25 protein-coding genes are annotated in these 22,553 nt (G+C 66.9%); 8 read left to right on the top strand and 17 right to left on the bottom strand.

All coding sequences use genetic code 11. The features are described from left to right. Positions 1 to 44 precede the first annotated feature (44 nt). Both AC1DZY_RS08630 and AC1DZY_RS08625 read left to right on the top strand, forming a co-directional pair. A complete protein-coding gene (locus AC1DZY_RS08630) occupies positions 45 to 809 on the top strand; it encodes a sulfite exporter TauE/SafE family protein (protein WP_476819683.1) in 765 nt (254 codons plus the stop codon). A gap of 98 nt (positions 810 to 907) precedes the next feature. After that, complete coding sequence (locus tag AC1DZY_RS08625; protein WP_476819682.1) at positions 908 to 2,536, top strand: acyl-CoA synthetase; 1,629 nt, start codon at positions 908 to 910, stop codon at positions 2,534 to 2,536. A gap of 239 nt (positions 2,537 to 2,775) precedes the next feature. Here the strand turns inward: AC1DZY_RS08625 and argE are convergent, their stop codons facing one another. The 5 genes from argE to AC1DZY_RS08600 all read right to left on the bottom strand — a co-directional run bounded on the left by argE (position 2,776) and on the right by AC1DZY_RS08600 (position 6,818). Beyond that, complete coding sequence (gene argE / locus AC1DZY_RS08620) at positions 2,776 to 3,906, bottom strand: acetylornithine deacetylase (protein ID WP_476819681.1); 1,131 nt, start codon at positions 3,904 to 3,906, stop codon at positions 2,776 to 2,778. Positions 3,907 to 3,914: 8 nt separating this feature from the next. Continuing rightward, positions 3,915 to 4,862, bottom strand: coding sequence for a DMT family transporter (locus AC1DZY_RS08615; RefSeq protein ID WP_476819680.1), 948 nt, complete (start codon positions 4,860 to 4,862; stop codon positions 3,915 to 3,917). A gap of 8 nt (positions 4,863 to 4,870) precedes the next feature. Then, positions 4,871 to 5,596, bottom strand: a complete 726-nt coding sequence (locus AC1DZY_RS08610) for an alanyl-tRNA editing protein (protein WP_476819679.1) — start codon at positions 5,594 to 5,596, stop codon at positions 4,871 to 4,873. A 31-nt stretch (positions 5,597 to 5,627) separates the two neighbouring features. After that, the gene (locus tag AC1DZY_RS08605) at positions 5,628 to 6,428 is read right to left on the bottom strand and encodes an AraC family transcriptional regulator (RefSeq protein ID WP_476819678.1); all 801 of its coding nucleotides are present in this window, start codon (positions 6,426 to 6,428) and stop codon (positions 5,628 to 5,630) included. A 201-nt stretch (positions 6,429 to 6,629) separates the two neighbouring features. After that, positions 6,630 to 6,818: a DUF465 domain-containing protein gene (locus tag AC1DZY_RS08600; RefSeq protein ID WP_476819677.1), complete on the bottom strand. Its 189-nt coding sequence runs from the start codon at positions 6,816 to 6,818 to the stop codon at positions 6,630 to 6,632. Between the two features lie 227 nt (positions 6,819 to 7,045). Here AC1DZY_RS08600 and AC1DZY_RS08595 point away from each other — a divergent pair, with 227 nt between their 5' ends. From AC1DZY_RS08595 to AC1DZY_RS08575, 5 genes are all read left to right on the top strand, one after another. Further along, positions 7,046 to 7,264 carry a YdcH family protein gene (locus AC1DZY_RS08595; RefSeq protein WP_476819676.1) on the top strand — a complete coding sequence of 73 codons (219 nt, stop codon included), beginning with the start codon at positions 7,046 to 7,048 and terminating at the stop codon, positions 7,262 to 7,264. Positions 7,265 to 7,357: 93 nt separating this feature from the next. Further along, entirely contained in the window at positions 7,358 to 7,870 is a 513-nt protein-coding gene (gene purE, locus AC1DZY_RS08590; RefSeq protein WP_476819675.1) for a 5-(carboxyamino)imidazole ribonucleotide mutase, read from the top strand. Beyond that, a complete protein-coding gene (locus AC1DZY_RS08585; RefSeq protein ID WP_476819674.1) occupies positions 7,867 to 8,967 on the top strand; it encodes a 5-(carboxyamino)imidazole ribonucleotide synthase in 1,101 nt (366 codons plus the stop codon). Before purE ends, AC1DZY_RS08585 begins: the two co-directional genes overlap by 4 nt. Before the next feature lie 234 nt (positions 8,968 to 9,201). Next, positions 9,202 to 9,438, top strand: a complete 237-nt coding sequence (gene rpsU, locus AC1DZY_RS08580; RefSeq protein ID WP_476819673.1) for a 30S ribosomal protein S21 — start codon at positions 9,202 to 9,204, stop codon at positions 9,436 to 9,438. Positions 9,439 to 9,709: 271 nt separating this feature from the next. Beyond that, positions 9,710 to 10,549: a tetratricopeptide repeat protein gene (locus AC1DZY_RS08575; RefSeq protein WP_476819672.1), complete on the top strand. Its 840-nt coding sequence runs from the start codon at positions 9,710 to 9,712 to the stop codon at positions 10,547 to 10,549. Positions 10,550 to 10,567: 18 nt separating this feature from the next. Here the strand turns inward: AC1DZY_RS08575 and AC1DZY_RS08570 are convergent, their stop codons facing one another. Further along, entirely contained in the window at positions 10,568 to 11,782 is a 1,215-nt protein-coding gene (locus tag AC1DZY_RS08570) for an amidohydrolase (RefSeq protein WP_476819671.1), read from the bottom strand. Positions 11,783 to 12,010: 228 nt separating this feature from the next. On the opposite strand from AC1DZY_RS08570, the gene AC1DZY_RS08565 reads away from it, so the two are divergent. Then, entirely contained in the window at positions 12,011 to 12,274 is a 264-nt protein-coding gene (locus AC1DZY_RS08565; RefSeq protein WP_476819670.1) for a PilZ domain-containing protein, read from the top strand. A gap of 42 nt (positions 12,275 to 12,316) precedes the next feature. Here the strand turns inward: AC1DZY_RS08565 and AC1DZY_RS08560 are convergent, their stop codons facing one another. The 11 genes from AC1DZY_RS08560 to AC1DZY_RS08510 form a co-directional block, all read right to left on the bottom strand. Beyond that, complete coding sequence (locus tag AC1DZY_RS08560; protein ID WP_476819669.1) at positions 12,317 to 13,723, bottom strand: NAD(P)(+) transhydrogenase (Re/Si-specific) subunit beta; 1,407 nt, start codon at positions 13,721 to 13,723, stop codon at positions 12,317 to 12,319. 6 nt (positions 13,724 to 13,729) lie between these two features. Further along, positions 13,730 to 14,161, bottom strand: coding sequence for an NAD(P) transhydrogenase subunit alpha part 2 (locus tag AC1DZY_RS08555; protein WP_476819668.1), 432 nt, complete (start codon positions 14,159 to 14,161; stop codon positions 13,730 to 13,732). 1 nt (position 14,162) lies between these two features. After that, positions 14,163 to 15,338 carry a Re/Si-specific NAD(P)(+) transhydrogenase subunit alpha gene (locus AC1DZY_RS08550; protein ID WP_476819667.1) on the bottom strand — a complete coding sequence of 392 codons (1,176 nt, stop codon included), beginning with the start codon at positions 15,336 to 15,338 and terminating at the stop codon, positions 14,163 to 14,165. A 29-nt stretch (positions 15,339 to 15,367) separates the two neighbouring features. Next, positions 15,368 to 15,667 carry an aa3-type cytochrome c oxidase subunit IV gene (locus AC1DZY_RS08545; protein ID WP_476819666.1) on the bottom strand — a complete coding sequence of 100 codons (300 nt, stop codon included), beginning with the start codon at positions 15,665 to 15,667 and terminating at the stop codon, positions 15,368 to 15,370. Positions 15,668 to 15,973: 306 nt separating this feature from the next. Next, a complete protein-coding gene (locus AC1DZY_RS08540) occupies positions 15,974 to 17,341 on the bottom strand; it encodes an ABC1 kinase family protein (protein WP_476819665.1) in 1,368 nt (455 codons plus the stop codon). 79 nt (positions 17,342 to 17,420) lie between these two features. After that, positions 17,421 to 18,302 (bottom strand): beta-keto acid cleavage family enzyme, encoded by an 882-nt coding sequence (locus AC1DZY_RS08535; RefSeq protein ID WP_476819664.1) that lies wholly within the window; start codon positions 18,300 to 18,302, stop codon positions 17,421 to 17,423. Further along, on the bottom strand, positions 18,299 to 18,709 hold the full coding sequence (locus AC1DZY_RS08530) for a type II toxin-antitoxin system death-on-curing family toxin (RefSeq protein ID WP_476819663.1): 411 nt from the start codon (positions 18,707 to 18,709) through the stop codon (positions 18,299 to 18,301). The genes AC1DZY_RS08535 and AC1DZY_RS08530 overlap by 4 nt, the downstream gene beginning before the upstream one ends. Beyond that, positions 18,706 to 18,966: an AbrB/MazE/SpoVT family DNA-binding domain-containing protein gene (locus AC1DZY_RS08525; protein ID WP_476819662.1), complete on the bottom strand. Its 261-nt coding sequence runs from the start codon at positions 18,964 to 18,966 to the stop codon at positions 18,706 to 18,708. The genes AC1DZY_RS08530 and AC1DZY_RS08525 overlap by 4 nt, the downstream gene beginning before the upstream one ends. Positions 18,967 to 19,096: 130 nt before the next feature. After that, positions 19,097 to 19,945 (bottom strand): PCC domain-containing protein, encoded by an 849-nt coding sequence (locus AC1DZY_RS08520; protein WP_476819747.1) that lies wholly within the window; start codon positions 19,943 to 19,945, stop codon positions 19,097 to 19,099. Beyond that, positions 19,942 to 21,579 carry an acyl-CoA synthetase gene (locus tag AC1DZY_RS08515; protein WP_476819661.1) on the bottom strand — a complete coding sequence of 546 codons (1,638 nt, stop codon included), beginning with the start codon at positions 21,577 to 21,579 and terminating at the stop codon, positions 19,942 to 19,944. The genes AC1DZY_RS08520 and AC1DZY_RS08515 overlap by 4 nt, the downstream gene beginning before the upstream one ends. Before the next feature lie 28 nt (positions 21,580 to 21,607). Then, entirely contained in the window at positions 21,608 to 22,486 is an 879-nt protein-coding gene (locus tag AC1DZY_RS08510) for an IclR family transcriptional regulator (protein ID WP_476819660.1), read from the bottom strand. Positions 22,487 to 22,553: the final 67 nt, after the last annotated feature.

Below are 22,553 nucleotides of genomic sequence, written 5' to 3'. Positions count from 1 at the left end.
GCCTGCCATGTCAGACTTTCGCAGAGCAGGCGTGCATTGTTTCGATGACCTTCGACTCAGCCTTCTTCGCCGCCATGGTGCCGGCCGTCATCCTGATGGGGCTGGCCAAGGGCGGCTTCTCCGGCCTCGGCCTGCTCTCGCTGCCGCTGATGGCGCTCGTCGTCTCGCCGGTGCAGGCGGCCGCGATCATGCTGCCGCTGCTGATCTCGCAGGATGTGGTGACGGTCTGGTCCTATCGCCGCGAATTCGACAGCCGCAATCTCGCGATGATGCTGCCGGGCGCGGGGCTGGGCATCCTCGTGGGATATCTTCTGGCGGCGCAGGTATCGGACGCTGCGGTGGGCCTGGCGGTCGGTGTGATCTCGATCGGCTTCGCATTGCGCCGCATGCTCGGCGCGAACCAGGCCGCAGCGCCGGCCACGCCGGGCGCGATCGCTCCGGCGACCTTCTGGGGCGCGCTCAGCGGCTTCACCAGCATGATCGCCCATGCCGGCGGCCCGCCCTTCCAGATCTACGTCATGCCGCAGAAGCTGCCGCCGGCGGTCTATGTCGGCACCAATGCGATTTTCTTTGCCGCCATCAACCTGATCAAGGTCGCGCCCTATGTCGCGCTCGGCCAGTTCACGGCGGCAAACCTCCAGGCCTCGGCCGCGCTGTTCCCGATCGCGATCGTCGCCACGCTCGCCGGCGTCTGGCTGGTGCGACGCGTACCGGCCGAGCGGTTCTACACGATCATCTACTGGCTGCTGCTCGCTGTCGGCGCGAAGCTGATCTTCGACGGTCTGCGGGGCCTGCATCTCTTCGTCTGAGAGACGCGCCGACGATTGCGCCGCCTCGGAAAAAAGGATGGATTACGGGCAAGGCCCGCGCGCTCTATCAAGGCGGGCCGCCAAGGATCACGCCCGCCATGCCGATCAGCGCCTACGACACCGACCTGGACCGCAACCCGGCGAATTTCCAGCCGCTGACACCGCTGACCTTTCTGGAGCGTGCAGCGAGCGTCTTCCCCGACCATGTCGCGGTCATCCATGGGCCGCTGCGGCGCAGTTATGCCGAGTTCTATGCCCGCTCGCGCCGGCTGGCATCCGCGCTGGGCAAGCACGGCATCGGCAAGAACGACACCGTCGCGGCGATGCTGCCCAACACGCCGGCGATGCTCGAATGCCATTACGGCGTGCCGATGTGCGGCGCGGTTCTGAACACCCTCAACACAAGGCTCGATGCCGCGATCATCGCCTTTTCGCTCGACCACGGTCAGGCGAAGGCGGTCATCGTCGACCGCGAATTCTCGGGCGTGATGAAGGCTGCGCTGGCGCTGTGCCGGGCGAAACCCCTCGTCATCGACTATGACGACCCGGTCTATGATGGCCAGGGCGAGCGCATCGGCACGGTCGAATACGAGGATTTTCTCGTCACCGGCGAGCAGGACTACGCCTGGGCGATGCCATCCGACGAATGGGACGCGATCTCGCTGAACTACACCTCGGGCACCACCGGCGACCCCAAGGGCGTGGTCTACCATCATCGCGGCGCGAACCTGCTGGCGACCTCCAACGTCGTCACCTGCGGCATGGGCAGGCACCCGGTCTATCTCTGGACGCTGCCGATGTTCCACTGCAACGGCTGGTGTTTCCCGTGGTCGATCTCGATCCTGGCCGGCACCCATGTCTGCCTGCGCCAGGTCCGGGCCAAGGCGATGTACGACGCGCTCGCCGACCATGGCGTGACGCATCTCTGCGGCGCGCCGATCGTGATGTCGGCCCTGCTCAACGCACCTCCCGAAGAGCGGCGCGATTTCGGACAGAAGGTTTCGTTCTTCACCGCCGCAGCCCCACCGCCCGAGGCGGTGCTGGCCGCGATGGCGCAGGCCGGCTTCGAGGTGACGCATCTCTATGGCCTGACCGAGATCTACGGCCCCGCCGTCGTCAACGAATGGAACCGCGACTGGGACGCCCTGCCGGCCGCCGAGCAGGCGGCGCTCAAGGCGCGCCAGGGCGTACGCTATCCCGCGCTCGAAGGGCTCGACGTGCTCGACCCCGACACCATGCAGCCGGTGCCGCGCGACGGCACGACGATGGGCGAGGTGATGATGCGCGGCAATGTCGTGATGAAGGGCTATCTCGGCAATCCGGCCTCGACCAGGGCCGCCTTCGCCGGCGGCTGGTTCCATTCGGGCGATCTCGGCGTGCGCTATGCCGACGGCTACATCCAGCTCAAGGACCGCTCCAAGGACATCATCATCTCCGGCGGCGAGAACATCTCCTCGATCGAGGTCGAGGACGCGCTCTACAAGCATCCGGCGGTGCAGGCGGCGGCGGTGGTCGCCCGCCCCGACGAGAAATGGGGCGAGACGCCCTGCGCCTTCGTCGAGCTCAAACCCGGCCAGAGCGCGACAGAGGCCGAGATCGTCGCCTGGTGCAAGAGCCTGCTCGCCTCGTTCAAATGCCCGAGGACGGTGGTGTTCTGCGAGGTGCCGAAGACCTCGACAGGCAAGATCCAGAAATTCAGGCTGCGGGAGATGGCGCGGGAGTTGTGAACGCCTCACCGATCATGTGATCGCTGATTCGAACTTACCGGAATTTCGCACTGAACCACGCCGTCATCCCGGGCGACCGAAGGGAGACCCGGGATCCATTCCTGAACGCTTGCCGCAGAGGTTCAGGAATGGATCCCGGGTCTTCGCTGCGCTGCGCCCGGGATGACGGCGCAGTTGTCGCTGATGGTCAGGCCATTGAAAACAGGAACATCGTTCCCGGCCGATTCAGGGGACGCCATTCATGCCGTCTGTCTTTTGGCCGCCCCTTCAACGTCAGCCGCCGCCCAGTCGCCGATGCGAGCCAGAAACCGATCCGCGGCAGCCAGTTCGGAAGCCTCGATCCACTCATTGGGCTGATGCGCCTGCGCGATCGAGCCCGGGCCGCAGACCAGTGCCGGAATCCCCGCCTGCTCGAAAAAGCCCGCCTCGGTCCCAAACGGCATCGTCATCGGCGGCCATGATCCGCCGAGCCGGCGCGCCAGGACGACGGCGGGGCTGTCGGGGTCGCAGACAAGTGGCGGCACGCTCGCCAGCGCGATTGTCTCGACCGCGACACCCGATGCGAGGCGCGCCACAGCCGCTTCGGCCGCCGCTCGCACGGCGTCGGCGCGGGCGGCGTCGGACGGCCTGAACTCCCAGACGACCTCGCAGCGCTCGGGCACGATATTGATGGCGCTGCCGCCCACGATCTGGCCGATATTGACGGAGGTGCCGTCACCTCCTGCCGGCGACGCTCCCAGCGCCGCAAGGGCCGCGACGAACCGTGACGCCGGCATGATGGCGCTGGCGCCGAGGCCCGGATCGCTCGAATGGGCGGCGCGGCCCCGGAAAACCGTGCGGTAGCCGTAGAAACCGCGATGCCGGAGCCCGATCTGCATCGATGTCGGCTCGCCGATGATGGCGAGCGCCGGCTTCGGATGATGGGCGAGCATATCGGCGATGAGCCGGGGCACGCCAAGGCAGCCGATCTCCTCGTCATAGGACAGCGCGAGATGGATCGGGCGGATCGGCCTTCGGGCGAGCCAACCAGGCACAGCGGCAAGGCAGGCGGCGATAAAGCCCTTCATGTCGGTGGCGCCACGGCCATGGAGCCGCCCGTCCCGCTCCGTCAATGCGAACGGGTCGCTCGCCCAATCCTGGTCGTCGACCGGCACGACGTCGGTATGGCCCGACAAGACGATGCCGCCTGGCGCATCGGGACCGATCGTCGCCAGGATATTGGCTTTCGTGCCGGTGTCGTCGCTGGTCAGGCGCAGCCTTGCGCCGGCGGCTTCGAGATAATCCGCGACCCAGTGGACCAGATCGAGATTGGAACGCCGCGAGGTCGTGTCGAAGGCCACCAGCACACGCAGGATTTCGAGCGTCTCCATCGCGGCCCTCAGGACCGCAGCCCGCCGCGCGGGCGCGCCGTCATGAGCGCTGTGCCGTTCGTGCGCGAGGTCGCCAGCGCGAACCCGGCGAGGATCAGCGCCATGCCGACAAGATGGAAAGCCCGCACCGGCTCGCCCAAAACCGCAAAGGCGAGCAGCGCCGTAAACAGCGCCACCAGATGGAACGACACCCCGGTGACGCTTGCGCCCAGCGTCGCGACGCAGCGATTCCAGATGATGAAGGCCAGCAGCGAGGCGAAGACGCCGATATAGAGCACCGCCGCGATGGAGCCTGCATCGGTCGGGATGCGGGCTCCGCCCGCCAGCTCGAACACCCAGAACGGCGCAAGGACGACGAGACCGGCCGCCATGCAGGCCGCCAGGAAGACGAGCGGGCTCAAGCTCGCCGGCTTGCGCCGCAACAGCACGGAATAGACCGCGTAGTTTGCGACCGCGACGAGGACGAGAAGCTCGCCGCCATCGGCGCGCAGCCCGGCGAGCACGCGCGGATTGCCACGCGCAACGATCCAGCCGACGCCCGCAAAGGAGAGCGCGATGCCAGCCAGCGTCCGGCGCGAGACGCGCTCGACCCCCAGAGCGAAGGCCGCCAGCGGCACCATCAACGGCAAAGTCGAGTTCAGGAAGGCGACGCTGGCCGCGGGCGTGGTCTGCAAGGCGAGATAGCCGAGCGCATTGTAGCCGGCCACACCGAAAGCCCCGCAGGCAAGGATCAGAAGGCCGTGTCGCCGCAGCAGCGCCCGCTCCCGCCAGGCCTGCGCGGCGACGAAGGGCGCAAGGCACGCCAGCGCCACGAGCCAGCGCCCCACCGCCAGCGAGACCGGCGGGAAGACTGAACCGAGCGCCCGGCCGAGCACGAGATTTCCGGCCCAGAACAGCGGCGGCAGCCACAAAAGCCACACCGGCCGCGCCCAGAGCCGGTACAGCACCGCCGCCATGCCGGGCTTCATGCGCCTTCGAGGCCGATGCGCAGGCGTCGGTTATGGCGCCCCTTATTGTCGATCTTGAGGATCCTGACCGCGCGGGACTCGCCCGTCGCGCTCAGATGCGTGCCTCCGCAAGCCTGACGATCGAGACCCGCGATCTCGACCACCCTGATCCTGCCATCGGCGGTCGGCGGCGGCGTGACGGAGCGCGACCGGATCAGGCCGGGCTCGTCGAAGGCCTCGTCCTCCGTCACATAGGTTTCGAGAACCGGGAGGTTCTGCCTGATGACGTCGTTGATCGCGCCTTCGAGCCCGCGCAGGCGCTCGTTATCCGCTTCCGGCAGGTCGAAGTCGATCCGCGCCGTCCCGTCCTCGTTCATCTGCACCCCGGTCACCAGCGCGCCGTCGAAGCCCTGGTAGACCAGCGCATTGACGATGTGCAGGTCGGTGTGGAGCTCACGCATGATCTGCCGGAACGAGCGCTCGACCCGCGCCAGCACATCGCCCGAAAGCGCAACCGGCTCGCCGAGCAGGTGCCAGATCTGGCCTCCCGATATCTCGAAGCCGGTGACTGCAACCTCGCCGCCAGACCACTGCAGGCTGCCCCGGTCGGGCAACTGGCCGCCGCCGCCGGGATAAAACGGCGAGCGGCCAAGCTGAACGCGCCCCGGCTCGGCCGCTGTCACGACGGTTTCGAGATCGAAGACCTCCGGCTCGTCCAGGCAGAAATATCGCGTCACCCGCATGCTCCCTTTCGGGGAGCCTTGCCGGGCCGGTTCAGCGCGGTATTGGCGGAAATTGATCGCCGGGCGCGCCAGCCCTCTGATACTGCAGCGGCGTGATGCCGAACGAGCGCTTGAAGTGCCGCGTCAGCGCGCTCTGGTCRTAGAAGCCGCAGGACAGAGCCGCTTCGGCCAGCGGCGCGCCGGCCTGCAGCGTCCGCGCCGCCGTCTTCAGCCTGATCTGGGTCAGGTAGGCATGCGGAGTCAGCCCAACCGTGCGCTTGAACAGGCTGATGAGCTGGAACGGGGTCATCGCGACCCAAAGGCCCATCTCGTTCAGTGTCAGCCCACTTTCGGCGTGCCGCGCTTCCATCCTGGCCACCACGGCGGCAACCGCCGCCTTGTCGCGCGGCGCGACAGCGATCGGCCGGGCGCGATCGCCATGGCGGACGAAGAGCTGGCCGAAGCTGGCGACGAGGTGCTCGCGCCGTTCGAGCGGATCGTCGCCCTGGTCGAGCGCGCGGTGCAGCCGCGCGAACGCCGTGATGAGATCGGCATCGGGAAAGACGTTGCCCATGAAATACGGCGTCCGGGCGACGCCGAGATCGCCGGCCAGTTCATCGATGGCGGGTTGTGTCAGATAGATCGAGCGATAGCGCCAGCGCCTGCTACGGCCCATGCGGCCCGAATGCGGCTCGGCCGGGTTGAACACCAGCAACACGCTTTCGCGCGCTTCGTCACTGCGGCCGCGGCTCTTGAACTCGGCGCCGCCGTTCTCCGTCACCGCCACGACGAAGGCCTCGTGCTGGTGGGGGGCGTAGTCATGCGTCGTGAAATCGGCATGAAGACAGCTCACCCCGTCGACGCCGGACGCGTTCCAGTATCGGGACGTGTTACGCGGATCGAGGCGAGGCAATGCGTATTCCTTTCGCCGTTCGGCACCGCAAGATGACGACGATCATTGCCGCCGAGTCAATAAAACCGGCCCCTTTCGGGACCGGCTGGTCTCACTCGAAACAACCTTTCAACCGGGCCGCATCTGCCCGGCGACGCACCGTCAATGCAGCGTTCGATCCGGCATCGTCTGCCTGACCCGTTCGATCTCTTCCTTCAGCAGCAGCTTCTTTCTCTTCAACTCGGTCACGCTGAGATCGTCCGAGGACGGGCTCGATACGGCCTGCGCAATGGCTTCCTCGAGCTGGCGATGTTTGCGTTCGAGTTCGACGAGATGGGTCTGCAGCGACATCTGGATCCTCCTGATGAGCGGTTGACGATGCAAGTCTGACACAGAGCCGGCTTCACGTCTGCGGGGCAATCTCGCGGCGCACCATGAGATTTTGTGATCGTGAACGGCCTCTGTTTCGGAAGGCGCGAATATGATGCGCTCCTGCCTGCGCCGGAGGCGACGCGCTCTTGCGGCGCGGCCGGCGTCTCCGCATAGTCGCGGCCAATCGCGGCGATGATGAGATGGCTATGGGATTCGAGCTCAGCCCGGAGGAGGTCGAGGCCTTCACCACAGAACTGGCGCGCCTGCGCGAGGAGCACCGCGATCTCGACTCGGCCATCGACGCGCTGGAGCGGGTCGGCGCTGTCAACCAGATCCAGGTGCAGCGGCTGAAGAAGCGCAAGCTCTACCTGAAGGACCGCATCGCCCAGATCGAGGACGCCCTGACGCCCGATATCATCGCCTGAGCGGGCAAATCGCCGATTCCCTGCTTGCTTCCGCAGCGTTGCCCGGTCTAGATCGCGCGCTTCCTCTCCCAAGCTGCGGAAGCGTTCCGTTTCATGGCCAAAACCTATCCTGTCGTCGCCATCATCATGGGCAGCCAGTCCGACTGGGCGACGATGCGCCATGCCGCCGAGACGCTGGACGCGCTCGCTATCGCCTATGACGCCCGCATCGTCTCGGCGCATCGCACGCCCGACCGCATGTTCGCCTTCGCAAGAGGCGCCAAGGCCGAGGGCTTCAAGGTCGTGATCGCGGGCGCCGGCGGCGCTGCGCATCTGCCGGGCATGACGGCTTCGCTGACGCCGTTGCCGGTCTTCGGCGTGCCGGTCGAATCGAAGGCGCTTTCGGGCCAGGACAGCCTGCTCTCGATCGTGCAGATGCCGGCCGGCATCCCTGTCGGCACGCTCGCCATCGGCCGCGCCGGCGCCGTCAACGCTGCGTTGCTGGCCGCCGCCGTGCTGGCGCTCAGTGACGAGGCCCTGGCCGACCGTCTCGACGCCTACAGGGCCAGGCAAAGCGCGGCGATCGCCGAGCGCCCGGTCTCCGACGAGGCCGGCGTAAAGGCATGAACGCGCCCGATTCCAGCGGCCTCGCGCCCGGCGCCATGCTCGGCATTCTCGGCGGCGGCCAGCTTGCGCGCATGCTGGCGCTGGCGGCGGCCGATCTCGGCATCCGTGCTCATATCTTCGCGCCCGAACCCGACAGCCCGGCTTTCGACGTCGCCGCGCGCCACACCGTCGGCGACTATGAGGACGAGGCGGCGCTCGCCCGCTTCGCCGACGCCGTCGATGTCGTGACCTATGAATTCGAGAACGTGCCCGCAGCGACCGCGGCCTTTCTGGCAGCCCGCACACCACTGCATCCCGGCGCGCGCGCGCTCGGCGTGACGCAGGACCGCCTGAGCGAGAAAAGCTTCGTCGCCGGGCTCGGGCTGACTGTGGCGCCCTTCCGCGCGGTCGATTCGCTGGCCGATCTCGAAGCCGCCGTCACTGAGCTCGGCCGCCCTTCGATCCTGAAGACCCGCCGTTTCGGCTATGACGGCAAGGGCCAGGTCAAGATCGCGGCCTCAACCGATCTCACGGAGGCCTATGAGGCGATCGGCCATTTTCCCGCGATCCTCGAAGGGTTCGTGCCCTTCACCCGCGAAATCTCGGTCGTCGCCGCACGCGGCGCGGGTGGCGCGTTTGCCGCCTTCGACGTCTGCGAGAACGAGCACCGCGACCATATCCTCGCCTTCACCCGCATCCCCGCGCGGCTGTCGGGTGCGTCCGAAGCCGCTGCGATCGACGCAGCCAGTAAGATCGGCGCTGCACTGGGCTATGTCGGGGTTTTCGCGGTCGAGCTCTTCGTCGTCGGCGAGGGCGAGGACGAGCGCATCGTCGTCAACGAGATCGCGCCGCGCGTCCACAATTCCGGACACTGGACCAGCGAAGGCGCGCAGACCTCCCAATTCCACCAGCATGTCCGCGCCGTCTGCGGCTTCCCCCTCGGCTCGGCCGCGCGGCGGGGCCGCGTCGAAATGGAAAACCTGATCGGCGACGCCGCCTTGCGCTGGCGCGATCTCCTGGCCGAGCCCGGCGCGCATCTGCATCTCTACGGCAAGCGCGACGCGCGGCCTGGCCGCAAGATGGGCCATGTCACCCGCGTGACGCCCGAACCGGGCTGAAACCGGAGCAGCGAGCACCGCCGAAAACCCCGGTTTCCGCACGGTTTTCGCTGCAATGCGGCGTGGACAGCCAAAATATTTTCTGTTATCCGCACGATCCTCTAGAGCAGGATGCGAAAAAGTGGAAACCGGTTTTTCGCGAACATCCTGCTCTAACCCTCATGTTCTCGGCGATCTGCATTGCAGGTCCGCCGGCCCGAATTTTAGACCAACCCGCTAAAGACGGACACTCACGTGCAGGTTCTCGTTCGCGACAACAATGTCGATCAGGCTCTCCGCGCTCTCAAGAAGAAGCTGCAGCGGGAAGGCGTTTTCCGCGAGATGAAGCTTCGCGGCCATTACGAGAAGCCCTCCGAGAAGAAGGCACGCGAGAAGGCCGAGGCCGTTCGCCGCGCCCGCAAGCTGATGCGCAAGAAGATGCAGCGCGAGGGCCTGCTGCCCGCGCCGGTCGCCAAGCCCAAGCGGCCCTGAGCCCAGGCGCCCCTGATTCGCTTGCCGGGCGGCTACCGAGCCGCTTTTGCAGGAGACCATGACCACGCAAGCCGCGCCTGGAGCCCGCTCCGGGCGCTGTTGCATTTCGAGCGCCGTTAACCAAGTCTTGGCACTATGCAGGCGTTCTCTGTTGGGGCGCTTTCGGTTGGGGGAGCGCAATCCCGTCGCCACAGGCGTTGAAGCCGCAGGCGACGGACAAGGCACGGAACCGGAATCGATGACGCACAGCATGCATGCAAGCAGAAACCTGATGGCCGCGGCAGTTCTGGCGCTGGCGCTTTCGGGCTGCGACACGGTCTCCAGCCTGGGTTCGCAGCAGGCGGTCGCCGAGATCGACACCAACTCCGCCGCCGACGCCAGCGTCAATATCGGCTCGCTCAGCGAAGTCGTCAGCCGCAATCCCAACGATCCCAACGCCTACAACACGCGCGGCGCGGCCTATGCCCGCACCGGTCGGTTCTCGGACGCCATCGCCGACTTCACCAAGGCGGTCCAACTCGACCCCAACCTCGCCTCCGCCTACACCAATCGTGCGCTGGCGCTGCGCCAGAGCGGCCGCAACGACGCGGCCATGGCCGATTTCAACCGCGCCACCACCGCCAATCCGAACTACGCGCCGGCCTATATCGGCCGCGCCAATCTGCTGCGTCTGCAGGGCAACAGCCAGCAGGCCCTGGCCGACCTCAACACCGCGATCCGCCTGAACCCAGAATCGGCCGAGGCCTTCCATGCGCGCGGGCTGGTCTACCAGAAGGAAGGCCAGCACCAGTACGCGATCTCGGATTTCGACTCGGTGATCGACCGCAACCCCTACACCGCCGCGCCCTATACGGCGCGCGGGCAGAGCCTGATCGCGGTCGGCAAGTTCGACGCCGCGATCGAGGACTTTACCGCCTCGCTCAATGTCGACAACCGCAATGCCGAAGCCTGGGCCGGACGCGGGCTGGCGAGTGAAAAGCTCGGCAAGAAGAACGAAGCGACCGAGAACTACTCTCGCGCGCTCAGCCTTGACGGCAGCAACGCCACAGCCCGCGCCGGTCAAGCCCGTGTCGGCGGCGGTGGCGGCGGCTTCGGCCTGTTCAAGAGCTGAACCGGGGCTGCGGCCGCCTCAGGCCGCTTTCGCCTGCCAGCCGGGGCCGAGTTCCTCGCGCACGATATTCACCCAGTAGCGCACGCCGTCGGGAATGATCGCGTCGTTGAAGTCGTAGAGCGGCGTGTGCAGCCCCTTGAAGCTGCCATCGGCTTCGACGCCGTTGCCGATGCGCATGAAGGCGCCGGGCTTGATCAGCATCATCTCGGCAAAATCCTCGCCGCCGGTGCCAGGCCGGATCGCGCCGTTGACATGGGCCGCGCCGACCGTGCTCGTCGCCGCCGCAACCGCGACCGCGACCTGCTCCGGCCGATTGACCAGCGGGCTCGTGCCGCGATGGTACGACACTTCCGCCTTGGCGCCCCAGTTGCGCGCCGTACCCTCGGCGAGTTCGGCGATGCGGCGCTCGATGGTGTCGCGCACGGCCGCCGAATAGGTCCGCGCCGTGCCGCCGATGCGCAGCTCGGAGGGGATCACGTTCGAGGCTTCGGTCGAGCCGGCATGGACATAGCCGACGCTGATCACGGCGGTGTCGAGCGGCGGCACGTTGCGCCCGACGATGCCCTGCAGGCCGAGCACGAAATGCGCTTGGGCATAGGTGATGTCGGTCGAGAGATGCGGCTGCGAGCCGCCATGGCCGCCGACGCCACGGAAGGTCACAGCCCAGGAATCGGCCGAGGCCAGCATTGGGCCGACACAGGTGCCGAAGGTCGAGGGCGCCATGCCCGGCGTGTTGTGCAGCCCGTAGATCGCATCGCAGGGGAAGCGCTCGAACAGCTTGTCGGCGAGCATGGCGAGCGCGCCGCCGCGCCCCTCCTCGGCCGGCTGGAAGATCATGATCGCGGTGCCGCCGAAATCGGGATTGGCGGCGAGATAGCCGGCAGCGCCCAGCAGCATCGTGGTGTGGCCGTCATGGCCGCAGGCGTGCATCTTCCCGGGATGGGTCGAGGCGTAAGCGAGACCGGTCTGCTCCTCCAGCGCCAGGCAATCCATGTCGGCGCGCAGGCCGACCGCGCGCTGGCCGGCCCGCTTGCCGCGAATGACGCCGACGACGCCCGTGCCGCCGACGCCCTCGGTAACCTCGACGCCGTATTCGCGCAGCTTGGCCGCCACCAGCGCCGCCGTGCGGTGCTCCTCGAGGCCGAGCTCGGGATGGGCGTGGATGTCGCGGCGGATCGCGGTCAGATCGGCGTGGCTCTTCGTCAGCCAGGCGTCGAGGGTGTCGGTGCTCATGATTGGAATGTCCGGCTCGTTCTGGAAGCGGCGTCAAAGCATTGTCATGCGGTTCGATCGTGGCGCGCCGGCGCGGAACTGTCGAGCCGCTTTGGCGTATGTGCCGACCCGCCCACACGTCATCAAGGCTGCGCGACGCTGAATCCGGACAATTGTCGCGGTGTTCTTGGAAGGACGGCAAGGTCTTTCGCGCAGTCTGGCCGCTGGATTATCAGGGGGTTTGCGCCAATGATGCCTGCGTCCGAGCATAAGCACGTCAACCGGCCGGCGCGCTGGGCCTGCAGCGCCGACATCACGATCGTCGACCATGGCGGGCGCGAACTCTTCGCCAGGCTCGGCAATATCTCGGAAAAGGGCTTCATGGCCGAGGCCGAGGAGACTGTGCTCGTCGGCTCGATCGTCGATGTCGACCTGCCCGATCGCGGCACTGTCCGGGCCGAGGTCCGCTGGTCGGAAGGCTGGCGCTTCGGCTGCCTGATCCTGCCGGCCTGAGCGGTCGGATCGCTGCGGCAGCGAGGCTGCCGCGCGCGAGCCTCAGTGCGCCATCGCCTTGACGATCGCGTCGGTGACCTTCTTGGCGTCGCCGAACAGCATCATCGTATTGGGCCGGAAGAACAGCTCGTTCTCGACGCCGGCATAGCCCGCCGCCATGCCGCGCTTGATGAAGAGCACGGTCTTGGCCTTCTCGACGTCGAGGATCGGCATGCCGTAGATCGGCGAGGACTTGTCGGTCTTGGCGGCCGGGTTGGTGACGTCGTTGGCGCCGATCACGAACGCCACGTCGGCCTGGCCGAATTCCGAGTTGATGTCCTCGAGCTCGAAGACCTCGTCATAGGGCACGTTGGCTTCCGCCAGCAGCACGTTCATATGGCCGGGCATGCGGCCCGCCACCGGATGGATGGCGTACTTCACCTCGACGCCCTCCTTCTTGAGGATGTCGGCCATCTCGCGCAGCGCGTGCTGGGCCTGGGCCACCGCCATGCCGTAGCCCGGCACGATCAGCACCTTGGCGGCGTTCTTCATGATGTAGGCGGCGTCGTCGGCCGAGCCCTGCTTGACCGGCCGCGATTCGACCGCGCCGCCCGCGCCGGCAGCCGCGTCGTCGCCGCCGAACCCGCCGAGGATGACGGAGATGAAGCTCCGGTTCATCGCCTTGCACATGATGTAGGACAGGATCGCGCCAGACGAGCCGACCAGCGCGCCGGTGATGATCAGCGCCATGTTGCCGAGCGTGAAGCCGATGCCGGCCGCCGCCCAGCCCGAATAGGAGTTGAGCATGGACACGACGACAGGCATGTCCGCCCCGCCGATCGGGATGATCAGAAGCACGCCGAGCGCAAACGAGACCAGCACGATCAGCCAGAAGACGACATGGCTCTCGGTCTTGATGAAGAGCAGCAGCAGCACGACGAGCGCGATTCCGAGCCCGATATTGATGCCGTGGCGCTGCGGCAGCATGATCGGCTTGCCGCTCATGCGCCCATCGAGCTTGAGGAAGGCGATGATCGAGCCGGTGAAGGTGATCGCGCCGATGGCGACGCCCAGACCCATCTCGAACAGGCTGCCGCCATGGATGCGGCCGGTGTTGCCGATGCCGAAAGCCTCGGGCGCATAGAGCGCGGCCGCCGCCACCAGCACCGCCGCCAGGCCCACCAGCGAGTGGAAGAAGGCCACGAGCTGCGGCATCTGCGTCATCTGCACGCGCTTGGCCATAAAGGCGCCGATGCCGCCGCCGATGGCGATGCCCAGCACGACCAGGAACCAGCCGGAGAAGCCCGCCGGCGGATAGAACACGATGGTGGTGGCGATGGCGATGCCCATGCCGACCATGCCGAAGAGATTGCCCTGGCGCGACGTCGTCGGGTGCGACAGGCCCCGCAGCGCCATGATGAACAGGACGCCGGAGACGACGTAGAGCAGGGCGGAGAGGTTCGCGGCCATCGGGGCTCAGCCCTTCTTCTTGTACATCGACAGCATCCGCTCGGTGACGAGGAAGCCGCCGAAGATGTTGACCGAGGCGAGGACCAGCGCCACGAAACCGAAGATCTTGGCCCAGAGCGGCCCGTCTCCGAGCGCGGGCGCGCTCGAAACACCGACCGCCAGCAGCGCGCCGACCACGATGACCGAGGAGATCGCGTTGGTGACCGACATCAGCGGCGTGTGCAGCGCCGGCGTCACCGACCAGACGACGTAATAGCCGACGAAGACGGCGAGCACGAAGATCGCGAGGCGAAACACGGTCGGGTCGACGCCGGTCGCCGCGCCCGCCGCATGGGCCGCCTGCTCGGCGTATTTCTCGGCGAGTTCAGCCGCCTGCCGCGCCAGCACGGCGGCGGAGCGGGCCTGTTCGAGCGCCTGCTCGGGTGTCGGATTGGCCATGTTAGACGCTCCCCTCGACGACAGGCTCTGACTTCGGCTCAACCTTCGGCGCGAAATTCGGATGTATCACCGCGCCGTCCCTGGTCAGGGCGGTCGCCTTGACCAGTTCGTCGTCCCAGTTCACCGCGACCGTCTTGGCGGCCTTGTCGATCAGCGTCTCGACGAAGGAGAAGAGGTTCTTTGCGTAGAGCTGCGACGAGGTCGCAGCAAGGCGGCCGGGCACGTTGAGATGGCCGACGATCCTGACGCCATTGGGCGTGACGAAAACCTCGCCGGGCTTGGCCAGTTCGCAATTGCCGCCGCGCTCGACCGCGAGATCGACGATCACGGAGCCGGCCTTCATGCTCTCGACCATCGCAGCCGAGATCAGCTTCGGCGCGGGGCGGCCGGGGATCAGCGCGGTGGTGATGACGATATCCTGCTTGGCGATGTGGCTCGCGGTCAGCTCGGCCTGCTTGGCCTGATAATCCTTGGACATTTCCTTGGCGTAGCCGCCGGCCGTCTGCGCCTGCCTGAACTCGTCGTCCTCGACGGCCAGGAACTTCGCGCCGAGCGATTCGACCTGCTCCTTGGTGGCGGGGCGCACGTCGGTCGCGGTCACGATCGCGCCCATGCGGCGCGCTGTCGCGATCGCCTGCAGGCCGGCGACGCCGACGCCCATGATGAAGATGCGCGCGGCGGGCACGGTGCCGGCCGCCGTCATCATCATCGGCAGCGCCCGGCCATATTCGGCGGCGGCGTCGACCACCGCGCGATAGCCCGCGAGATTGGCCTGCGAGGACAGGACGTCCATCACCTGCGCGCGGGTGATGCGCGGCATGAACTCCATCGCGAAGGCCGACACGCCGGCCGCGCCCAGCGCAGCGACTGTCGCCTCGTTGCCATAGGGGTCCATGATGCCGACGACGAGCGCGCCCTTGGGCAGGCCCGCGATCTCGGCATCGGCCGGGCGGCGCACCTTGAGGACGATCGCCGCGCCCTTGAGCGCATCCTTGGCGTTCTTGGCGATGCTGGCGCCGGCCGCTTCGTAATCGGCGTCGCTGATGCCCGAAGCAAGTCCGGCCCCGCTCTGGACCGCGACCTCGGCCCCGATCCCGATGAACTTGCGGACGGTCTCCGGCGTCACGGCGACGCGGGTCTCGCCCCCTTGCGTTTCGGCTGGAACGGCGATGCGCATGGCGGGCGGACCTCTTTCGGCTTCTGGTCTCAGTGAGCGGCGGGCAGGAGGACCAGCGCGATCATCATCAGGGCGAAAGGCACGGCGGGAGCCCGCCAGCCGATCGACTTAGACGCAATTCCGACACCGGTGCAGACCAGCGTCAAGAGCGTGCCGATGATCGCGATGCCCCAGGCGTGCTTCGCCCCGCCGACGGCCAGCACCGCGACGATGGCCAGGCACGCAACCGTGCCGACCTCGGCGAAGTGGATGAAGCCATGATAGGTGCGCTCGTGCTCGGCGTAGTCCATCTGCGGAATGTCGCCAGCGGGGTGTCCGTGATCGGCCATGAAGAGGGTCCCAGGATTTGAAGAGGCTATCTGCCGTGTAGCGTTTCGCCGGGTGCGTTGCAACGAGGGGAAGGGCAATATCCAGGCATGGCATCCCGCGTCGCAGGGTTTGGCGCGGACGGCCCGACCGCGCCCCCTCTCCCCTTGCGGGAGAGGGTTGGGGTGAGGGGTCGCGCTGCGCTATGAGGCGCTGGCGTCTGGCGAGAACCGAAAGTGAGGGAAGGGGTGGTGCGACCCCTCATCCGTCAGCGCTTCGCGCTGCCATCTTCCCCCGCAAGGGGGGAAGGGAGAAAGCCTTGCGCCCTCTCACGCCGTCGTCGTCAAACCCGCCCGCGAAAGCGCCAGCGACTGTTGCTGTGCCACGCCCTCGACCGAAAATCCCTCGATCTCCGCTTCGAACAGCTGGTGGAAGTTCAGCTCGGCGTCGAGATGCAGAAACACCCCGCCGAGCCCGATCGCGGCGCGGTCCATGAAGACGAACTCGCGCGGCACCGTCACCGGGCCGCGCTTCTTCAGCGCCTGATGCACCTGAAACGCCTGCTTGCGGCCGTATTCCGCCGGGCTGACATCCTCCGCGATGCGCCGGACACGGTCCTCCAGCAGCGGCCCGTAGATGAACTTCGCCCAGATGTTGAGCGTATCGACCAGCTCCCTGGTCAGGCCCTTGAAGCCCCAGGTCTCGTAGGCGTGGACGACACGGGCCTCATTGCCTTCGAGAATGCCGCGATAGAGATCGACCACGCCACCGACGAAGCTCGGCGGGAAGATGCGGATGCAGCCATAGTCGAGCAGGTTGATACCATCAGGCGCGCCGCCCTCCGAAAACACGGTGTAATTCCCCAGATGCGGGTCGCCATGGATGACGCCGTGATGGCTGAAGGGCCGCCACCACGCCTTGAACATCGCCGTCGAGATGCGGTCGCGCGAGGGCTGGTCGTCCTGCTTGTGGTCGAGGATGCGGTCGCCTTCGAGCCAGTGCATCGTCAGCAGGCGCTTGGTCGAGAGCGAAGCCTCCAGCGCCGGCACGCGCACCTCGGGCGTGTCCTTCAGGATGTCCTGATAAAGCGCGACGTGCCTGGCCTCGCGAACATAGTCCAGCTCCTCGCGAACGCGAGCGCCGATCTCCTTGGCGATCTCGGTGGTGTCGATCACCGGGTCCATGCGCCGGTGCAGCGCAAACAGGATGTCGAGCTGAGAGATATCGGCCTCAACGGCCGATTCCATGTCGGGATATTGCAGCTTGCAGGCGAGCGGCACGCCCTCCAGCGTCGTGGCGCGATGCACCTGCCCCAGCGAAGCGGCAGCGGCCGGCTTGAGGTCGAACTCGCCAAAACGCTCGCGCCAGCTGGCGCCGAGTTCGGCCATCATCCGGCGCTTGACGAAAGCAGCGCCCATCGGCGGCGCCTGCGACTGCAGCTTCTGCAATTCGGCGGCGTATTCCGGCGGCACGACATCGGGAATGGTGGCGACAAGCTGCGCCACCTTCATGATCGGCCCCTTCAGCCCACCCAGCGCCTTGGCCAGCGCCTCCGCATTCGACAGGTTGCGGTTGTCGACATTGAACAGCCGCGCGCCGGCCATCCGCGCCGCCACCCCGCCGACACTGGCCCCAACGCGGGCATAGCGCGCGGCGCGGGCGGAAAAGCGGTTGGCTTCGGAATCGTGGTCGGACATGGGGCTTCCGGGACAGAGGGCGCGACCTGCCGTCACGATGTAGGCCGTCGCCGACGAAGCGCCAGTGCGGCTTGACGTATCAGCCGATCGCTTTCAACTCCGCCCTCACCTCGGCAACGCTCGCAGCCCTGCCCCCGGCCGCCTCGACCAGACTGACCGTCGCCGCCACCAGCGCCGCGTTGGGAACCTCGCAGCCGAACGGTGCATCCTCCAGCCCGGCCCGGACATGGACGCCGCGCGCCACGGCCGGCCCGATCAGCGAGCCGAGATCGACGCCGAGCCCCGCGATCATCACCGGCGCGCCCGGCGCATCCTCCGCCAGCAAGGCGAGATGCGCGTCGAGCGCCCATTCGCGCGGCGGAAAGCCCCAGGCGAAGTGGTCAGAGAACATCAGCCGGTAGATGGGCGTGGGCAGGCCCGGATAGGCCTTGGCCAGCGCCGCGCCCAGCCGCGTGAAACCGGGCTCGTAAATGGCGTAGCTCGGATGGATCTTGTGGGCGTGCGCCACCGCCATGCCCTCGCGGATATGCTCGCCGGGGTTCTGGTAGATGAAGCCGGGCTCGCCATCGGGAATGCCGGCAAACGTCGTCCAGTTGCAGGAGCCGGGATCGAGCACGCCCCATTCGACCAGCCCGCGTTTCGCCAGTTCCTCGAGATGGGTGTAGCGGCCGGACCCGATCATGTCGCCGGCATAGCCCGAGCCCAAAATCGGAATGGTCGGGTAGACGATGGCGTCGACTTTTGCCCGGATACCCTCGATCGCCTGAGCGTAAAGCTCCCAGTCGTCGCGCTGCCGCCCGGTCTCGACGTCGTAGACATGCAGGTGCACAATCGCCGCGCCAGCCTCGACCGCGGCGATCCCGTCCGCGACGATCTCAGGAATCGTGATCGGAATGCCGGGCTGGCGCTCCTGGCCCCAGGGGCCGTTGATGGCGGCTTCGATCCAGATCGGAGTGGTCACGCGGGAGCATCCTTATGCCCAAAATCCTCGGGCCAGCTATCGCGGATCCAGCGGGTGAGCCCATCCTCGTCGACCTCGCCAGCAGCGAGCGCGAGGATGGCGGCTGCGATCTCTGCATTCGAGACGGCGAGTGCGACGCCGTTGAGACCCAGGAACGTGACCATGGCCAAAAGCGCGACCCGCTTGTTGCCATCGATGAAAGGATGATTGCGGGCGATGCCGAATGCGTAGCTCGCGGCCAGCGCGGCGAGCTCTGTTTCACCATAGGCATGACGATTTATCGGCCGTGCCAAGGCCGATTCGAGCAAGCCGATGTCGCGCACCCCGTCTGGCCCGCCGAACTGCGCGAGTTGCTCGGTATGGATGTCGATCACGGCCTTCGTCAGAAGCCAGATCGGCTCGCTCATTTGGCCAATTCACGCAGCGCGCCGGCATACTGTTTCATCGCCTTGCGAGCGATCGCCATCGTGCGCGCATGAAGATCGTCATGAGGCACGAGCTTTATCTCGCGGTCCGGCTGCCGGACGACCGTGAACCTGTCGCCCTCCGCCAGTCCCAGACGCCCCAGCATCTCCTTCGGCAGGATGATGCCCACGGAATTGCCGATCTTTCGGAGCTGTACGACATCGCCTTCGGCCTCAGGCGGCTTGACGCTCTCGTTCATGGCATCCAGTCCTCACGATGTTGTACGATCCGTATAACACGAAACGACGATGTGGGCCAGCCATGGCCCGACACGACGAGCGTTGCAGCTACTGCGCTGTGGCCAGGCGATCGACCTGCAATCGCCGCCCCTACCCCGCCTCCAGCACCAGCTCGAAGGTCATCAGCACCGGGTTGTCGCCGCGTTTCAGCCGGCCGCTCGCCATGGCGCCGGTGTAGTCGACCAGCGCGACGTCGATCGTCGAGCCCGTGCCGTCGGGCGTGATCGTGCCTTGCGTGACAGCAACCTCGGTGGCGAAGTTGTCGACCGCCCGTCCGTCCTCGAAGCGCGCGCCGATGGTCGAGCCGACGCCGCCGTGGATCGTGGCGCGCGAGACGCCGCGCTCGGCGCAGAAGCTCTCCAGCGCCGAAAACAGCTCGATATTGGGCCTGACACGGAGCGCAAAGAAGCGCCCCTCGCGCGTTGCGCCATGCGGCTCGACGGGATTGGGTCCAAACAGCTTGAAATGCGTCTCGTCATCGACATAGGCCGCAAAGCCCGCGCCATCGATCCCGACAGCCTCGACCGTGATCTCCTCGGCGACCATCGTCTCGTCGGGCAGGATATGGCCGCCGCTGGTCTTGCCCTCGCCATCGGTCCAGAGCGCGTGACAGTGGAAGAAGGGCGCGCCGTCGCGCTCGCCGAAGGTCATCGCGCCGACCTGAAGCCGCGCGACGCCGGACGGGCGATAGATCTCGCTGTAAAATGCCGCATGGTCGGTCGTGGTCGTGAGCGCCGGCATGACATAGGCGAAAGGCTGGAGCGCGACGCCGTCGACCTTGACGACGCCAGAGGTGAAGCCCGCCGCGGCAAAGCTGCGCCTCACCGCCTCAAGCAGGGTCAGGCCGGGCCGCAGCGTCATCGCGAAGCGCTTGCCATGGCATTCCACCCATTGGACGCGCGGTTCGACCTCAGGGCCGGGCTGCTGGATGCGCCTCACGACGCCTTCCCCCGCAGCCATTCGAGCTCGCCGCGCGCTTCCAGCTCGTCCTTGACCAGCCGCTTGGGCACCTTGCCGTATCCCGATTTCGGCAGCGCATCCCAGAAGAAGAAGCGCTTGGGCATCTTGTAGCGGGCGATTTTCTCCGAGAGGAATTCGGCGATCTCGGCCTCGCTCGCTCTGGCCCCCGCACGCGCCACGCAGACCGCGACGCCGATCTCGCCCCAGACCGGATCGGGCAGGCCGAGCACCGCGACCTCGGCGATCGCGGGATGGGTCAGGATCTTCTCCTCGATCTCGCGCGGATAGATGTTGGAGCCGCCGGAGATGTACATGTCCGACTGTCGGCCGGTGATGTAGACGAAACCCTGCTCGTCCATGTGGCCGAGATCGCCGGTGCGGAACCAGCCTTTGCGGAAGGATTTCGCATTGGCTTCCGGGTTGTCGTAATAGCCGGCGAAGACGGCAAGCCCGATCACGCAGATCTCGCCCTGCTGACCCGCCGCGACCGCATTGCCGTCATCGTCCTGGATCTGCACCTCCATGCCCGTGCGCTCATAGCCGCAGGAGCCGATCCGGGCATTGGGGCCATCCTCGGCTTCGTGCAGCGCCGGCGGCAGCACCGTGATGTTGCCGGTGACCTCACCCAGCCCGAAATACTGCACGATCACCTTGCCGAGCTTGGCGAGCGCCGCCTTCTGGTCCTCGCGATACATCGGCGCGCCCGCATAGATGATGTAGCGCAGGCTTGAATGGTCGTGGGCGTCGACAGCCGGATGCTCGACCAGCATCTTCAGGATCGTCGGCACCGTGAAGATGTTGGTGATGCGGTATTTTTCGATCAGCCGGTAGGCCTCGTCGATGTCGAAGCGCTCGGTCGGCAGCAAAATCGAGGGTGCGCCGCGCGCCGAGATGACGAGCTGGTGGACGCCCGCCCCATGCGAGAGCGGGGCGACCACGAGCGAGGCGTCGGCCTCGGTCGCGCCGGGTACGAGATCGGCGAGGTGGTTCGTCACCACGAAACCCATCTGGCCATGGGTCAGGACGGCCGCCTTGGAGCGCCCGGTCGTGCCCGAGGTGAAGAAGAACCAGCACGGGTCGTCATGCTCGACGGCGGCGTTGGCGACGGTCTCGCCGGAATGGCGCGCGATCACCGCCTCGACATCGTCCTCGCCGAAATCACCGGGTCCGATCCGCCAGATGAATTCGGGCGCGGGGCTGGCGGCCGCGACTGCGGCCGCATGGGCCGGGAAATCGCCATGGCAGAGAAAGGCTTTGGCGCCCGAAGAAGTCCCGAGATAGCCGACCTCGTCGGGCAACAGCCGGAAATTCGTCGGTACCCAGACGGCGCCGAGCCGGAAGGTCGCAAACATCGAGACGAACATCGCATCGCAGTTCTTGGAATGCACCAGAACGCGGTCGCCCTTGCCGATGCCACGCTTGGCCAGCCCCGCCGCCAGCGCCGAAACCTGGGCATCGATTTCGGCCCAGCTCCAGCTCCGTTCGCCCCAGATGAAGCCTGGCTTGTCCGCATGGCGTTTGGCGTTCTGGCTGACGATATGGGCGAGGTTCATCACCCGCTTGGACATCGGCGCGCTGCCGCCCTTCGGCGCTGTCTCGGTCATGTCGTTCATTCCACCTGCTGTCCTGTCTTGCCGTGTGTCATCGCCGCTCGCCAGCCCGGCGCCGCTGCGGCGCGGGCGCGGCCGTCCGGACCGAGCCGCACGATTCAGCGATGCGGAATTCGCGTAAGCGCGCCTCGAGCCTGGCGACCTCGTCGCGCAACAGTTGCGCCAGCCAGGGCTCGCGATCAGGCTGCATCCGGCTTTCGATCGAGGCGAGCGAGAGGCAGGCCTCGGCCCGCCCCTGCGCATCACGCACCACCACGGCCATGCCCCAGGAGCCCGGAAACAGAAGACCGCGATTCATCGCATAGCCGCGCTCGCGCGCCTCGCGGACGAGTCCTGCGACGACCGGCGGCGGCAGCATCGGGTAGCGTTGCGCCAGCACGCCGGCATTGGCTTCCATGGCGCGGGCGACCTCGTCATCGTCGAGCGCAGCCAGCAGCGCGATGCCGCCGACGCCCGCGCCGAGCGGATGCCGGTCGCTGGGGGCCAGCACATGGGAGCGGATTGGATAATCGCCATCCTCGCGCTGCAGGCAGACCACCGACCAGTCGCGCCGTATCTGCAGGAAGGCGGCGTCGCCCGTCGCCTGCGCCAGACGCACGACGCCATCCTGCGCAAGGCGATGGATTCCGAAGCGGTCGGCTGCGACAGTGCCGAGTATAAAGGATTCAGGACCGAGGAAGTAGCGCCGCGTCACCGGCTCCTGCTCGACGAGGCCGGCATCGATCAGCGCCACGAGGATACGCCGGCAGGTCGGCTTCTGCAGCTGCGAGCCCTCGACCAGCTCGCTGAGGCTGGCGCCGCGCAAACGACTGGAGGCGACGAGACGCAGCAAGGCCGCGGCGCGCCCTATGCTCTGCGCGCCATTCGGCTCCGAGCTGGCCTCCCGCGCAGCAAGAATTGGACGATCCATATTGTGGACCCTTTTAGTGTCCTTATAGCGTTGACAACTGTTTCATCTCTTGTATTTCGTCAAGGAC

Source organism: Allobosea sp. P2_A10, assembly GCF_056405115.1.
Note: the sequence above shows the minus strand (reverse complement) of the source record. Positions and strands in the feature narration are given on the sequence as shown.

Coding starts and splice junctions, on each gene's coding strand:
- AC1DZY_RS08630 (WP_476819683.1), top strand. CDS start 45: ATGACCTTCGACTCAGCCTTCTTCGCCGCCATGGTGCCGGCCGTCATC.
- AC1DZY_RS08625 (WP_476819682.1), top strand. CDS start 908: ATGCCGATCAGCGCCTACGACACCGACCTGGACCGCAACCCGGCGAAT.
- argE (WP_476819681.1), bottom strand. CDS start 3,906: ATGGAGACGCTCGAAATCCTGCGTGTGCTGGTGGCCTTCGACACGACC.
- AC1DZY_RS08615 (WP_476819680.1), bottom strand. CDS start 4,862: ATGGCGGCGGTGCTGTACCGGCTCTGGGCGCGGCCGGTGTGGCTTTTG.
- AC1DZY_RS08610 (WP_476819679.1), bottom strand. CDS start 5,596: ATGCGGGTGACGCGATATTTCTGCCTGGACGAGCCGGAGGTCTTCGAT.
- AC1DZY_RS08600 (WP_476819677.1), bottom strand. CDS start 6,818: ATGTCGCTGCAGACCCATCTCGTCGAACTCGAACGCAAACATCGCCAG.
- AC1DZY_RS08595 (WP_476819676.1), top strand. CDS start 7,046: ATGGGATTCGAGCTCAGCCCGGAGGAGGTCGAGGCCTTCACCACAGAA.
- purE (WP_476819675.1), top strand. CDS start 7,358: ATGGCCAAAACCTATCCTGTCGTCGCCATCATCATGGGCAGCCAGTCC.
- AC1DZY_RS08585 (WP_476819674.1), top strand. CDS start 7,867: ATGAACGCGCCCGATTCCAGCGGCCTCGCGCCCGGCGCCATGCTCGGC.
- AC1DZY_RS08575 (WP_476819672.1), top strand. CDS start 9,710: ATGGCCGCGGCAGTTCTGGCGCTGGCGCTTTCGGGCTGCGACACGGTC.
- AC1DZY_RS08570 (WP_476819671.1), bottom strand. CDS start 11,782: ATGAGCACCGACACCCTCGACGCCTGGCTGACGAAGAGCCACGCCGAT.
- AC1DZY_RS08565 (WP_476819670.1), top strand. CDS start 12,011: ATGATGCCTGCGTCCGAGCATAAGCACGTCAACCGGCCGGCGCGCTGG.
- AC1DZY_RS08560 (WP_476819669.1), bottom strand. CDS start 13,723: ATGGCCGCGAACCTCTCCGCCCTGCTCTACGTCGTCTCCGGCGTCCTG.
- AC1DZY_RS08555 (WP_476819668.1), bottom strand. CDS start 14,161: ATGGCCAATCCGACACCCGAGCAGGCGCTCGAACAGGCCCGCTCCGCC.
- AC1DZY_RS08550 (WP_476819667.1), bottom strand. CDS start 15,338: ATGCGCATCGCCGTTCCAGCCGAAACGCAAGGGGGCGAGACCCGCGTC.
- AC1DZY_RS08545 (WP_476819666.1), bottom strand. CDS start 15,667: ATGGCCGATCACGGACACCCCGCTGGCGACATTCCGCAGATGGACTAC.
- AC1DZY_RS08540 (WP_476819665.1), bottom strand. CDS start 17,341: ATGTCCGACCACGATTCCGAAGCCAACCGCTTTTCCGCCCGCGCCGCG.
- AC1DZY_RS08530 (WP_476819663.1), bottom strand. CDS start 18,709: ATGAGCGAGCCGATCTGGCTTCTGACGAAGGCCGTGATCGACATCCAT.
- AC1DZY_RS08525 (WP_476819662.1), bottom strand. CDS start 18,966: ATGAACGAGAGCGTCAAGCCGCCTGAGGCCGAAGGCGATGTCGTACAG.
- AC1DZY_RS08515 (WP_476819661.1), bottom strand. CDS start 21,579: ATGAACGACATGACCGAGACAGCGCCGAAGGGCGGCAGCGCGCCGATG.
- AC1DZY_RS08510 (WP_476819660.1), bottom strand. CDS start 22,486: ATGGATCGTCCAATTCTTGCTGCGCGGGAGGCCAGCTCGGAGCCGAAT.